We start from the raw sequence: 12,728 nt of genomic DNA, 5'->3' as shown, positions 1-12,728 counted from the left end.
GTGGAGATTTCGAGCCCCCAGGCGCGCCGGATAGCGTTGCACGCACAGGGTTTCGGCAAGGCCCGGCCGGCCCGGCCGACGATGAAGAATCTACGGGACGCGGTGCGCCGGCTCGGCGCGGTGCAGATCGACGCGGTCAACGTGCTCGTCCGCGCGCAGTACCTCACGCTGTACTCGCGGCTCGGCCCGTACCCCACGCGCATGCTCGACGAGCTCGTCCACGAACGCCGGGAGGCGTTCGAGTACTGGGGACACGCGGCGTCGATCCTGCCGATCGAGTTCCACCCGCTGGTGCGCTGGCAGATGGCCCGCTATGCGGAGAGCAAGCACTGGCTGGCGTTCCTGGAGCGGCTGAACCGGGAGCGGCCGGGCTACCTGCACGCGGTCCAAAATGAAATTTCCGAACGCGGGCCGCTGACCTACCCGGAGCTCACCGATCCGGCCCGCCGCGAGCGGGACCACGCCGGCTACGCGGAGTCGACGCTGCTGTGGTACCGATGGTCCGACGGAAAGACGGCGCTCGATGGCCTGTTCAACAGCGGACGGCTGGCCGCCGCCGGACGGAAGAACAGCCAGCGCCGGTACGACCTGTCCGAGCGCGTCATTCCGGCCGACATCCTCGCCCTGCCGACACCCACCGAGGAGGAGGCCCAGCGGGCGATGATCCGGCACGCCGCGACCGCGCTCGGCGTGGCGACCGCGAAGGAGATCGGGTACTACTTCTTCCTCCCGATGTCGGTGACGAACCTGCGGGCCACGCTCATCCGCAAGCGCATCGCCGAACTGGTCGACTCCGGTGACCTGCAGACGGTGCGGGTCGAGGGCTGGCGCGACCCGGCCTACACGACTGCTTCCGTGGCCACCGGCCCGGTGCGGGCGCGGGCGCTGCTCTCGCCGTTCGACTCCCTGCTGTTCGAACGCGACCGCGTCGAGCGCGTGTTCGGGTTCCGGCACAGTTTCGAGCTGTACGTGAAGCCGGCCAACCGCGCGTTCGGCTACTACGTCCTGCCGTTCCTCCTGGGCGACGAACTGGTCGGCCGGGTGGACGTCAAGGCCGACCGCGCCCGCGCCACCCTGCTGGTGCCGGCCGCCTACGCCGAACCGGGCCGCGACACCCCGGAGGTGGCGGCCGAACTGGCGGCCGAACTCCGCATCCTGGCCGGCTGGCTGAACCTCGAACACATCGAGCCCGGCCCTCGCGGCAACCTCGCCCCGCTCCTCGCGAAGGCCCTCTAACTCTTGGTAAGTGGGCGACGGTAGCGGACGGTCATGATGCCGCGCCAGGGTTCGGTGGCGCCCGGACCCTCGTCCAATCGAAAGCCGACGGACTCGTAGAAGGCGCGTGACCGGGTGCTCTGCTCGACCACCCACAGGATGCACTCCGGCTGCCCGAGGCCGGCCATCCAGCCGAGCGCGTCGGCCATCAGGGCCCGGCCGATGCCGCCGCCGTGCCGGTCGGGCCTGACGTAGATGGCGTAGACCTCGCCGGCGCCGTCGACGTCGTCGCCCCGGGCGGGACCGCTGCAGGCGAAGCCCAGCACGGTGCCGTCGCTCTCGGCGACCATGAGATGCCCGCTGTCGGCGGCGGCCTCGTTGGCCCAGTTCTCGGCGCTGCGATCGACGTCGTACGCGGCGACGACGTCGGGGATCCACCGGGTGTAGGTGGCGGCCCAGGTCTCCCGGTGGACCTCGGCGATGGCCCGGCCGTCGGCGGGACCGGCCGGGCGGATCTCGAACGTCACGGACGGATCATAGGCATCAATGCGTTGTCGACAAGTCGTTTCGGATACCCGACCTCGACCTCGCCGCCGCACACCTTCGACCGGTACATCAGCATCGCCGGACCGAGGTCGGCGAGCAGGTCGATGTCGGTGTCGGCGCGTACCTCGCCGCGGGCGACGCCGCGCCGCAGCACCTCGGCCGTGACCGCGCGGCTCGGGTCGAACACCAGGCGCTGCACCAGTTCGTGGAACACCTTCGCGTGGTCGTGCTCGATCTCGTTCATGATCGCGCGCAGCGCGCAGCCGGGCGGCGAGTACATCGTGCTGTGGATGCGGTCGAAGAGGTGGAGCAGTTCCGCGCGGATGTCGCCGAGGTCGGGCACGCCGGGCGGTTCCGGCAGCGTGCTCTCGATCGCCGCGACGACAAGATCTTCCTTGGACGCCCACCGGCGGTAGAGCGCGGCCTTGCCGGTGTGCGCGCAGGCGGCCACGCCCTCCATGGTGAGGCGGCGCCAACCCACGTCGCGGAGCTGGTCGAGCGCGGCGGAGAAGATGGCGCGAAGCAGGGCCTCGCCCCGGCGGCGGGAACCGCTGTTCTCCGCATGATCGGCTGCTGGCAGCGCCGTCATCGTATCCTCCGTCACACCTTCTTAAAAGACGCTTGCGTTCACTATGAACCCCAGGATAGCGTCGCCCCCGTTGTGAACGCGATCGTTCACTACCGTACGACCGGGGGGTTTCCAGTGTCTACCTCGCAACTCGCCGCGCCAACACCCGCGCCGGCGCAAAAACCCAACGCCGAGGCGAGCGAGCGGCGCAAACGCATCGCCCTCGTCGTCATCGCCACCACGCAGCTCATGGTGGTGCTCGACGCGACCATCGTGAACATCGCGTTGCCGCACATCCAGACCGCGCTCGACTTCTCGACCACGGGCCTGTCCTGGGTCCTCAACGCATACACGCTCACGTTCGGCGGCCTCCTGCTGCTGGGCGGCCGCGCCGGCGACCTGCTCGGCCGGCGCCGGGTGCTGATGTTCGGCATCGCCCTGTTCATCCTGGCCTCGCTGCTCGGCGGGTTCGCACAGGAGTCGTGGCAGTTGCTCGCGGCCCGGGTGCTGCAGGGCATCGGCGGGGCGATCGCCTCACCGACGGCGCTCGCGCTGGTCACCACCACGTTCAAGGAGGGTCCGGAGCGCAACCGGGCGTTCGGCGTGTTCGCCGCCGTCTCGGTCGGCGGCTCGGCGATCGGCCTGCTCGCGGGCGGCATGCTCACCGAGTGGCTCGACTGGCGCTGGGTCTTCTTCGTCAACGTGCCCATCGGGGTGCTGATCATGGTGCTGGCACCGATGTTCGTCGACGAGTCCGACCGGCACACCGGCCGTCCCGACGTCGCCGGCGCGCTCACCTCCACGCTGGGCATGGCGTCGCTGGTCTACGGGTTCATCCGGGCGGCCACCGAGGGCTGGCGCGACTCCTGGACGCTCGCCGCGTTCGGCGCCGCCGCCATCCTGCTCGCCGCGTTCGTCCTCATCGAGGCGCGCACCAAGGAGCCGATCACGCCGCTGCGCATGTTCGCCGACCGCAACCGGTCGGGGTCGTACGCCATCATGCTCAGCGTCGCCGCGGCCATGTTCGGCATGTTCTTCTTCATCACGCTGTTCGTGCAGAACGTGCTCGGCTACACGCCGATCGAGTCCGGCCTGTCGTTCCTGCCGGTGTCGGCCGCCATCTTCGTCGCGGCGGGCCTCGCCAGCCGGTTCCTGCCCCGTTTCGGGCCCAAGCCGTTCATGATCGTCGGCACGCTCCTGGGCGGCCTGGGGATGCTGTGGCTTACGTTCATCGACACCGGTTCCACGTACGTCACCGGTGTGCTCGGTCCGACACTGCTGTTCGGCTTCGGCATGGGCCTGAACTTCGTCACCCTGACGCTCACCGCCGTGTCCGGCGTGGCGCAGGAGGACTCCGGTGCGGCGTCCGGCCTCCTCAACGCCACCCAGCAGGTCGGCGGGTCGCTCGGCCTGTCGATCCTGGTCACGGTGTTCGGTACGGCCAGTCGCAACGAGGCGGAGACGCAGGTGCCGGCGTTCATGGGCAGCGCGTCGCCGGAGCAGCAGGCGCAGTTCGCCCAGACGCACGAGCTTCCGCCGCCGTGGGCGCACGAGGTGCTGGCTTCCGGGATCTCGGGCGCGTTCATGGCGGGCGTGGGCCTGTTCGTGGTGGCGTTCGTGATCGCGGCGGTGGTCATCAAGGTTCGGCGCAGTGACCTGGAACGCCTCCGGGGCCAGGAATCCGCTCCGGCGGCTGTCCACTAGTTGGTTGTGGTTGGGGTTTCGGGTGGAGCAACTCGCTCCGCCCGAAACCCCGTCGGCCCCTGTCGTAGGGTTGGCGCCGTGACGGTTGTGGAGATTCCGGGGTCGAAGTCGATTACCGCTCGGGCGTTGTTTCTGGCGGCGGCGGCTCCCGGCACCACGGTGCTGCACCGGCCCTTGGTCTCGGACGACTCCGCGGGGTTCTCGGAAGGGCTCACCAGGCTCGGGTATTCGTTGGTGCGCGAGGCAGACCGGTGGACCATCGAGGGGCGCGCTGACGGTCCGGCCGTTCCGGAGGCGTCCGTGTTCTGCCGCGACGGGGCGACGACGGCGCGGTTCCTGCCGGTGCTCGCCGCCGCGGGTCACGGGGTGTTCCACTTCGACGCGTCGGAGCAGATGCGGCGCCGGCCGCTCGGGCCGCTCACCCAGGCGTTACGGGAACTGGGGGTCACCCTCGTTCACCACGACCGGGAGGGCCACCACCCGCTCACTGTCCACGCCGACGGGATCAAGGGCGGCCACATCACGCTCGACGCCGGGCTCTCGTCGCAGTTTCTCACCGCTCTGCTGCTCGTCGGTCCACTCACCGCCGACGGGCTCACCATCACCGTGACCGACCTGGTCTCCGCCCCGTACGTCGACATCACCGTGGCGATGATGGAACGGTTCGGGGTGCGGGTGCACCGCGCCGGGAACACGTTCACGGTGCCCGCGACGCCCTACACGGCCACCGAATACGCCGTCGAGCCCGACGCCTCCACGGCCAGCTACTTCCTGGCGGCGGCCGCGCTCACCGGGCGCAGCGTCACCGTCCCCGGGCTGGGGTCCGGCTGCCTACAGGGCGACCTGCGCTTCGTCGACGTGCTCGGGCGGATGGGCGCCGACGTCGCGCTGGCCGACGACCGCGTCACGGTCACCGGCGCACCGGGCGGGCGGCTGGCCGGCGTCACGGTGAACATGCGCGACATCTCGGACACCGTCCCCACGCTCGCCGCCATCGCGCCGTTCGCCGACGGCCCGGTTCGCATCGAAGACGTACACAACATCCGGTTCAAGGAGTGCGACCGGCTCGACGCGTGCGCCGAGAACCTGCGTGCCCTCGGCGTTCCGGTCGAGGTGGGGCGGGACTGGATCGAGATCCGGCCGGCCCCACCCCGCCCCGCACACATCGCCTGCCACGGCGATCACCGCATCGCCATGGCGTTCAGCATCACCGGCCTGCGCACCACCGGGATCACGCTCGACGACCCCGGCTGCGTCAAGAAGACCTTCCCCGGTTTCCACCGGGCGCTGGCCGACCTCCGCGCCGCCTGGCCGGATCACTAGACGGGATCGTTCAGGAGCGACACCACCAGATCCCGCGGCAGGCCGTGGGTCTCGTGGAGGTAGCGGTAATCGTCGTCGTCCAGGGAACCGTGGGAACGGGACAGGTGCCGCGTCACCACGTCGCGGCCGCGGTTCAACAGGACGCGGAAGCGTTGCTCCTCCGAGGTCAGGATCTCGCGTACGGGAGACCGCGGGTCCTGCCTGACATGGTTCAGCGTGTGGCGGATCGGGTCGTCGGGCAGGTCGCCCAGGGAGATGCCGGAGTCGAGCCGCCACAGCGTGGTGAGGAGCCGGCGGATCAGCCGCCGCAGCACGTAACCCCGGCCCGTGTTCGACGGGCGCACGCCGTCGCCGATGACGACCACGCTCGACCGCAGGTGGTCGAGCACCAGCCGCTCCCCCGGCAGGTCCAGGCCCGGCCACAGCCGGGGCACCAGCAGCGACCACGGCCGGAACAGGTCGGTCTGGAACACCGAGCGGCGGCCCTGCAACACGGTCACCATGCGTTCCAGGCCCATCCCGGTGTCCACATTGGACATCGGCAGCGGCCGGAGGTGCCCGTCGGGGAAGCGGCGGTAGCGCATCGACACGTGATTCCACACCTCGACCCACCGGGGATCGGTGGTCGGGGTGCCGACCGGCGGGCCGGTGCCCGTCCACACGAAGATCTCGCTGTCCGGGCCGCACGGACCGACCGGGCCGTTGGACCACCAGTTGTCCTCGATCGTCAGCTCGATCGGCACGCCCAGCTCCGACCACACCTCGATGGAACCGGTGTCGGGCGGCACCTGGTCGTCGCCCCCGAACACGGTGACGTGCAACCGGCCGGTATCGAGGCCGAACCCGTCCCGGAGCAGTTCGTAGCCCCAGCGCAGGCTCTGTGGATGGTCGTAGTCGCCGAGCGACCACGAGCCGAGCATCTCGAACACGGTGAGGTGGGTGGGGTCGCCGACCTCGTCGAGGTCGGTGGTGCGTAGACAGCGTTGGTTGTTCACCAGCCGGCGCCCCAACGGATGCGGGCGCCCGCCGTCGAGGTAGGGCGTCAACGGGTGCATGCCCGACGTGGTGAACAGCACCGGATCGTCGGGCGGTGGAATCAGCGAGCTACCGGTGATGCGTTCGTGCCCGCGGGACCGGAAGAACTCGATGAACGTGTCGATGGTCTGCTGGGTGTCCATGGCGGATAGGGCCTTTCCACGAGAAGGAGAGACCGCCGCACAGGGCAGAAAGATACCGGCGGTCCCGAAGAATCGGTCGCCGGTTTGAGAAGGGAGCGTCAGGCGGCCGACGAGCAGATAGCTCGTGCGGCCGCGGCCAGGATGCAACTGCGCTCCATGACAAACAAGACTAGCTCACTCCGTGACGAGTGCGCGAAGTCGTTCCATGAGTCGGATTTCCGTATCGAGGTCGTGCCGCGCCCGTCCGACCGTCGACAGCAGGACCTCGTCGACGCCGTCGAGGCCGGCCAGGTCCTCGGCGATCTGCTCCGGTGCGCCGCCGAGGTAGGGCCGGTCGTCGCCGAGCGGTTCGACGGAGAACTTCGTGTTGGCCCGTACCACCACGGTCGCCGACGCCGGCGCCAGGGACCGGTACGCCGCAACGGTTTCCTTCAGCTGCTCCGCCGACATCGCGATCGGGTTGAGCCCGTCGGCGATGCGCGCCGCCCGCTGGATACCGGCCGGGGTCACCGAGCCGAGGAGGATCGGGATCGGGTTCTGCACCGGCTTCGGGTTGACCTCCGACTCGGCGATTCGGTAGAAGCGGCCCTGGTACGACACCGGATCCGGTCCCCAGCACGCCCGCATCGCCGCGACCACCTCGTCCATGCCGGCGCCCATCCGCTTCATCGGGACGTTCGCGGTCTCGAACTCCTGCGGCATCCAGCCCTGTCCGAGGCCGGCGATCGCCCGGCCGCCGCTCAACTGGTCGAGGGTGGCGAAGCGGCGGGCCAGCACCACGGGCGGGTGCAGCAGCCCGTCGATGACGCTCGTGCCGAGCCGGATCCGCGACGTCTGCGCCGCGACCCAGGCCAGCGTCTCCAGCGGTTCGTAGACGAGCCGGTAGGCCGTCGGGACGGGCTGCGGCGGGCCGCCGAACTGCGCCACCGGCGCGAGCGGGCGCAGCAACCGCTCGAACGTCCACACCGACGCGTACCCGAGTTGTTCGGCCTCCCGCGCCACCCGGCCGATGTTCGCCGGCGACGCGTACTCACCTGCGGTAGGTAGTCCGATACCGAGCTTCATTGGTAGCGCTCCCATCATGATCACCTTGGGTGATGCTTCATCATCTGTCCGTCCGGGTGATACCTCTCGCTGTGAGTCATGGCATGCTAACCGGCGGACAAGTTTGGTTGCGGAGGCAGCAACCAGCGTGGTTGCGGAGGCGGCACCGTGGCGGTTGCTCAATCCCCGGAGAACGGATCTGCGGACGATCCGACCGTGCTTCGGATGGTGCTCGGTGGGCAGCTTCGCCGACTCCGCGAACGGCGCGGGATCACCCGGGAGAAGGCGGGTTACGAGATCCGCTCGTCCGAGTCGAAAATCAGCCGGATGGAGCTCGGGCGGGTCGGCTTCAAGGAGCGCGACGTCGCCGATCTGCTCACCCTGTACGGCGTCGACGACGCGGAGGAGCGCACGGCGCTCGTCACGCTGGCCCGGCAGGCGAACCAGCCGAACTGGTGGAACCGCTACGGCGACGTGCTTCCCAACTGGCTGCAGAGCTACCTCGGCCTGGAGACCGCGGCCACCATCATCCGCAGCTACGAGGTGCAGTTCGTCGCCGGCCTGCTGCAGACGCCCGGGTACGCCCGCGCGGTCATCACGCTCGGCCACGGCGCGGCGTCCACCGAGGAGATCGACCGTCGCGTCGCGCTCCGGATCGAGCGGCAGAAGATACTGGACCGCGAGAACGCGCCCCGGATGTGGGCGGTGATCGACGAGGCGGCGCTGCGGCGGCCGATCGGCGGCGCCGACGTGATGCGCGACCAGATCGATGCGTTGATCACCGCGTCGAAGCGGCCCAACGTGCAGATCCAACTGCTGCCGTTCGAGGTCGGCGGGCACGCCGCCGCCGGTGGCGCGTACACGATCCTGCGCTTCCCCGATCGCGAACTGCCCGACGTCGTCTACATCGAACAGCTCACCGGCGCGCTCTACCTCGACAAGCGCGAAGACGTCGACCACTACGCCATCACCATGGAACGGCTGTGCATGGAGGCCGCCCCGCCGGAGGAGACCGTGCGGCGGCTCGCCGAACTGAAGCGGAGCGCCTACCCCGAGGGGTAGACGCTCCGCAACACTCAACATCAGGCCGCGACCAGCTCCGCGCGGTCCTCGATCGGGCGCAGGGCGAGCTTGAGGACGTCGGCGACGTCGGCCAGGGTGTGCACGGTCAACGCGTCGCGCACCTCCGTCGGCAGGTCGTCGAGGTCCGGCTCGTTGCGCGCCGGGATGATCACCTCGGTGAGCCCGGCCCGGTGCGCCGCCAGCAGCTTCTGCTTGACGCCACCGATCGGCAGCACCCGCCCGGAGAGCGTCACCTCACCGGTCATCCCGAACTCCGGCCGCACCGGGCGGCCCGTCACCAGCGACGCCAACGCCGTCACCATCGTGATGCCCGCGCTCGGCCCGTCCTTGGGCACCGCGCCCGCCGGCACGTGGAGGTGGATCCGGCGCCCCGCCAACGCGTTCGGGTCGAGCCCGAGCTCGCGCCCGTGCGAGCGGAGGTAGGAGAGCGCGATGTGCGCCGACTCCTTCATCACGTCGCCGAGCTGGCCGGTCAGCGTCAGGCCCGGTTCGCCCTCCATCGAGGTGGCCTCGATGAACAGCACCTCGCCGCCGGCGCCGGTCACGGCCAGGCCGGTGGCCACGCCGGGAACGGCGGTGCGCTCGGCCGACTCGGGCGTGAACCGCGGGCGTCCCAGGTAATCGGCCAGGCTCTCGCGGTCCACGATGATCTTCTCCACCGAGGACGCCAACCGAACCGCGGCCTTGCGCAGAACCTTCGCGATCGCCCGCTCGAGCTGCCGCACACCCGCCTCGCGGGTGTGCTCGGCAGCGATCAACCGCAGCGCGCCGTCGTCGACGACCACCTCGTCGGCGGTGAGGCCGGCGCGGTCGAGCTGACGCGGCAGCAGGTGGTCGCGGCCGATCGCGACCTTCTCCTCCTCGGTGTAGCCGTCGAGCGCCACCAGTTCCATGCGGTCCAGGAGCGGGCCGGGGATGGTGTCGATGACGTTCGCCGTGGCGAGGAAGAGGACGTCGCTGAGGTCGAGGTCGACCTCCAGGTAGTGGTCGCGGAACGTGTGGTTCTGCGCCGGGTCGAGCACTTCGAGGAGCGCGGCGGCCGGGTCGCCGGAGAAGCCGACGCTCAGCTTGTCGACCTCGTCGAGCAGCACGACCGGGTTCATCGAGCCGGCCTCGCGCAGCGCCCGCACGATGCGACCGGGCAGCGCGCCGACGTAGGTGCGCCGGTGGCCGCGGATCTCCGCCTCGTCACGCACGCCGCCGAGCGACACCCGGACGAACTTCCGCCCCAGCGCCTTCGCGACCGACTCGCCGAGGCTGGTCTTGCCGACCCCGGGCGGACCGGCCAGCGCCAGCACCGCGCCGGACCCGCGACCGCCGACCACCTGCAGGTTGCGCGCCGCCCGCCGGTTGCGGACGGCCAGGTACTCGAGGATGCGGTCCTTGACGTCTTCGAGGCCCGTGTGATCCTGATCGAGCGTCCGGCGGGCGGCTTCCAGGTCGGTGTTGTCGTCGGTGCGGACCGCCCACGGCATCTCCAGCACCGTGTCGAGCCAGGTGCGGATCCAGCCGGCCTCGGGCGACGCGTCGCTGGCCCGCTCCAGCTTGTTGACCTCGCGCATCGCGGCCTCGCGGACGTTGTCGGGGAGGTCGGCCTCCTCGACGCGGGCGCGGTAGTCGGCCGAGCCGTCGGGCTCGTCCTCGCCGAGTTCCTTGCGGATCGCGGCCAACTGCTGCCGCAGCAGGAACTCGCGCTGCGACTTCTCCAGGCCCTCGCGGACGTCGGTGTTGATCCGTTCGGTGACCTCCTGCTCGGCGAGGTGCTCGCGCACCCAGCCGGTGAGCAGTTCCAGCCGCTTCGTGACGTCGTCCGCCTTGAGCAGTTCGAGCTTCTGCTCCAGCGTGAGCCAGGGGGCGTAGCCCGCCGAGTCGGCCAGTTCGGACAGATCGGTCATCCGCTCGACGGCGTCGATGACCTGCCAGGCACCGCGCTGCTGGAGCACCGCAGTGATCAGCGCCTTGTACTCACGGGCCAGCTCGCGCGCCTTGCCGGCGGGCTCGGGCTCGTCGATCGGGGTCGCCTCGACCCACAGCGCCGCGCCCGGACCGGGGACGCCGGCACCGATGCGGGCCCGGGCCTCGCCGCGGACCAGGGCCGCCGGCTCGCCGCTGGGCAGGCGGCCGACCTTCTGGATCGTCGCGACGGTGCCGACCGGGCCGTACTCGCCGTCTATTCGCGGGACGGCCAGGAGCTTGGGTTCGGCTCCGGCGGCGGCCTTGGCGGCGCGGGCAGCGTCGACCGCGGCCTGCGTCGTGGCGTCCAGGAGGACCGGGACGACCATGCCGGGCAGAAGGACATCATCGGTGAGGGGAAGGACTGGCAGTGTTGCCACTGTGCACCACCTCTTGAGCGTTCAACTTTAGTGTTACTGACTCAAGTTCTGGCCTTCGCCATCTGTTCCCGCTGTGACGGCGGACACTCTCGGTGACAGGTAATTCTGCCGATGCGGGCGTTCGCGGTGCGGGCCGAAACTGTGCGCAGTTCCGACCCCCACCCCCAGGGAGTGCCGACTGTGAAGACCCTCCTCAGTACCCGTCCAGGCAAGTGGCTGGCCACCGCGGCGATGTCGCTCGCGCTGACCGGTGGCGGCCTGGCCGTGGCCGCACCCGCTTCGGCCGACCAGATCGGCCAGGCGCCGACCGCGTCCAACATCACCGGCAACGGCAGCTTCTCCGTCTCCTCCAGCAGCATCTCCGGCCTCGTCACCGGCTTCGGCGGCGGCACCGCGTACTACCCGACCACCGCCGGCACGTACCCGGTGGTCTCGATCTCGCCCGGCTTCACCGCCCGCTGGTCGAGCATCAGCTGGCTGGGCCCGCGGCTCGCGTCGTGGGGCTTCGTCGTGGTCGGCATCGAAACCAACAGCACCCTCGACCAGCCGGCCTCCCGCGGCCAGCAGCTGATCGCGGCGCTGAACTGGGCCGTCGGCTCGTCTGCCCCGTCGGCGGTCCGCTCCCGGGCCGACGGCTCGCGGCGCGGCGTCGCCGGCCACTCGATGGGCGGCGGCGGCTCGCTGGAGGCGCTGTCGGCGTCGTCGAACATCCAGGCGGCGGTGCCGATCGCGCCGTGGAACTCGGACAAGTCGTGGACCGAGGTCAGCGAGGCCGTCATGATCGTCGGCGGCCAGGCGGACACGATCGCCCCGGTGGCGTCGCACTCCATCCCGTTCTACAACAGCGTGCGCGGGCCGAAGGGCTACGTCGAACTCACCGGCGCCAGCCACTTCTTCCCGCAGAGCACCAACGCCACGCTGTCCCGCGCGATCGTGTCGTGGTTCAAGCGCTACCTGAACCAGGACACGCGGTTCACACCGTTCACCTGTGGCTTCAGCGGCGTGGCGGTCTCGGACTTCCGCAGCAACGCGTGCTGATCGTTTCCTGAGAAATCAGCGGCGGTCGCCTTCGTGGCGGCCGCCGCTGATGCATACTTTCTGTAGTTGTTCCGAACGTCTGTCGTCCGATTGGTTCGGTAGCCGTCCGGTCTCATGACGAAAAACCCGGAATATGGTGCTCCCCGTGTCGCGCAACCGTGCGGCACCCGTCGCGCACCGTAACCGCAACCCGACGGCACCCTCGCTGCCACCGTGGCCCTGGAGTCTTTACTTCACCAGGGAAGGCTCAATTTAGCTACGGAGAGCATCATGCGCGTTGAACGCACGATGATGGCAACCGACCTCAGCGCCGGTATCGCCAGCAACCGCAGCCAACCAGCGACCGCGGCAGCGGTGGCCGGGAGGAACACGGGTGCGGCACCCGCCGAGATGGCGGGCCGGGCCACGGTCGGCGAAACCGGCGTCCCCCGCCCGGTCGAGGCGAACGAGCAGGTGCAACAGGCACCGATGATGCCCGGCCTGTCGACCAGCGACCGCCAGGCGATCGCCAGTGCGACCGGCTTCTACATCACCGCCGGCGGCAAGGTGACGCCCGAGGGCATGCCGCCGTGGGGCTTCATCGTGCGGTACGTCGAGCAGCGGCAGGAGCAGCGGCAGGTCGAGCCCTCGGGCGGCGACGCGGTCGAGCGCGCCGCCCCCGTGCTCGAGAGCGAACACCTGGACGTCACCGTCTGA

The 12,728-nt window shown here is 70.1% G+C and carries 11 protein-coding genes; 6 read left to right on the top strand and 5 right to left on the bottom strand.

Translation table 11 applies throughout. The annotated features are described in order from the left end of the window. The gene (locus tag Vau01_RS27555) at positions 1-1,236 is read left to right on the top strand and encodes a winged helix-turn-helix domain-containing protein (RefSeq protein ID WP_239151886.1); all 1,236 of its coding nucleotides are present in this window, start codon (positions 1-3) and stop codon (positions 1,234-1,236) included. On the opposite strand, the gene Vau01_RS27550 is transcribed toward Vau01_RS27555, so the two are convergent. Then, a complete protein-coding gene (locus Vau01_RS27550) occupies positions 1,233-1,742 on the bottom strand; it encodes a GNAT family N-acetyltransferase (protein ID WP_203998089.1) in 510 nt (169 codons plus the stop codon). The genes Vau01_RS27555 and Vau01_RS27550 overlap by 4 nt on opposite strands. Further along, complete coding sequence (locus Vau01_RS27545) at positions 1,739-2,350, bottom strand: TetR/AcrR family transcriptional regulator (protein ID WP_203998087.1); 612 nt, start codon at positions 2,348-2,350, stop codon at positions 1,739-1,741. The genes Vau01_RS27550 and Vau01_RS27545 overlap by 4 nt, the downstream gene beginning before the upstream one ends. Positions 2,351-2,464: 114 nt before the next feature. On the opposite strand from Vau01_RS27545, the gene Vau01_RS27540 reads away from it, so the two are divergent. Both Vau01_RS27540 and aroA read left to right on the top strand, forming a co-directional pair. Further along, positions 2,465-4,033 carry an MFS transporter gene (locus Vau01_RS27540; RefSeq protein WP_239151885.1) on the top strand — a complete coding sequence of 523 codons (1,569 nt, stop codon included), beginning with the start codon at positions 2,465-2,467 and terminating at the stop codon, positions 4,031-4,033. Between the two features lie 87 nt (positions 4,034-4,120). After that, positions 4,121-5,356 (top strand): 3-phosphoshikimate 1-carboxyvinyltransferase, encoded by a 1,236-nt coding sequence (gene aroA, locus Vau01_RS27535; protein WP_373320325.1) that lies wholly within the window; start codon positions 4,121-4,123, stop codon positions 5,354-5,356. On the opposite strand, the gene Vau01_RS27530 is transcribed toward aroA, so the two are convergent. After that, entirely contained in the window at positions 5,353-6,534 is a 1,182-nt protein-coding gene (locus Vau01_RS27530; protein ID WP_203998081.1) for an alanine--tRNA ligase-related protein, read from the bottom strand. The genes aroA and Vau01_RS27530 overlap by 4 nt on opposite strands. 174 nt (positions 6,535-6,708) lie before the next feature. Further along, positions 6,709-7,614, bottom strand: coding sequence for a TIGR03619 family F420-dependent LLM class oxidoreductase (locus tag Vau01_RS27525; RefSeq protein ID WP_203998078.1), 906 nt, complete (start codon positions 7,612-7,614; stop codon positions 6,709-6,711). A gap of 132 nt (positions 7,615-7,746) precedes the next feature. On the opposite strand from Vau01_RS27525, the gene Vau01_RS27520 reads away from it, so the two are divergent. Continuing rightward, positions 7,747-8,640 (top strand): Sco1979 family transcriptional regulator, encoded by an 894-nt coding sequence (locus Vau01_RS27520; protein WP_506019077.1) that lies wholly within the window; start codon positions 7,747-7,749, stop codon positions 8,638-8,640. Positions 8,641-8,660: 20 nt separating this feature from the next. On the opposite strand, the gene lon is transcribed toward Vau01_RS27520, so the two are convergent. Then, the gene (gene lon / locus Vau01_RS27515; protein ID WP_203998075.1) at positions 8,661-10,994 is read right to left on the bottom strand and encodes an endopeptidase La; all 2,334 of its coding nucleotides are present in this window, start codon (positions 10,992-10,994) and stop codon (positions 8,661-8,663) included. Between the two features lie 180 nt (positions 10,995-11,174). Between lon and Vau01_RS27510 the strand changes: the two genes are divergently transcribed. Continuing rightward, positions 11,175-12,032: an alpha/beta hydrolase family protein gene (locus Vau01_RS27510; RefSeq protein WP_308440485.1), complete on the top strand. Its 858-nt coding sequence runs from the start codon at positions 11,175-11,177 to the stop codon at positions 12,030-12,032. Between the two features lie 270 nt (positions 12,033-12,302). Beyond that, complete coding sequence (locus Vau01_RS27505; RefSeq protein WP_203998069.1) at positions 12,303-12,728, top strand: hypothetical protein; 426 nt, start codon at positions 12,303-12,305, stop codon at positions 12,726-12,728.

The sequence above is a fragment of the Virgisporangium aurantiacum genome, assembly GCF_016863635.1.
Lineage (GTDB): Bacteria > Actinomycetota > Actinomycetes > Mycobacteriales > Micromonosporaceae > Virgisporangium > Virgisporangium aurantiacum.
Note: the sequence above shows the minus strand (reverse complement) of the source record. Positions and strands in the feature narration are given on the sequence as shown.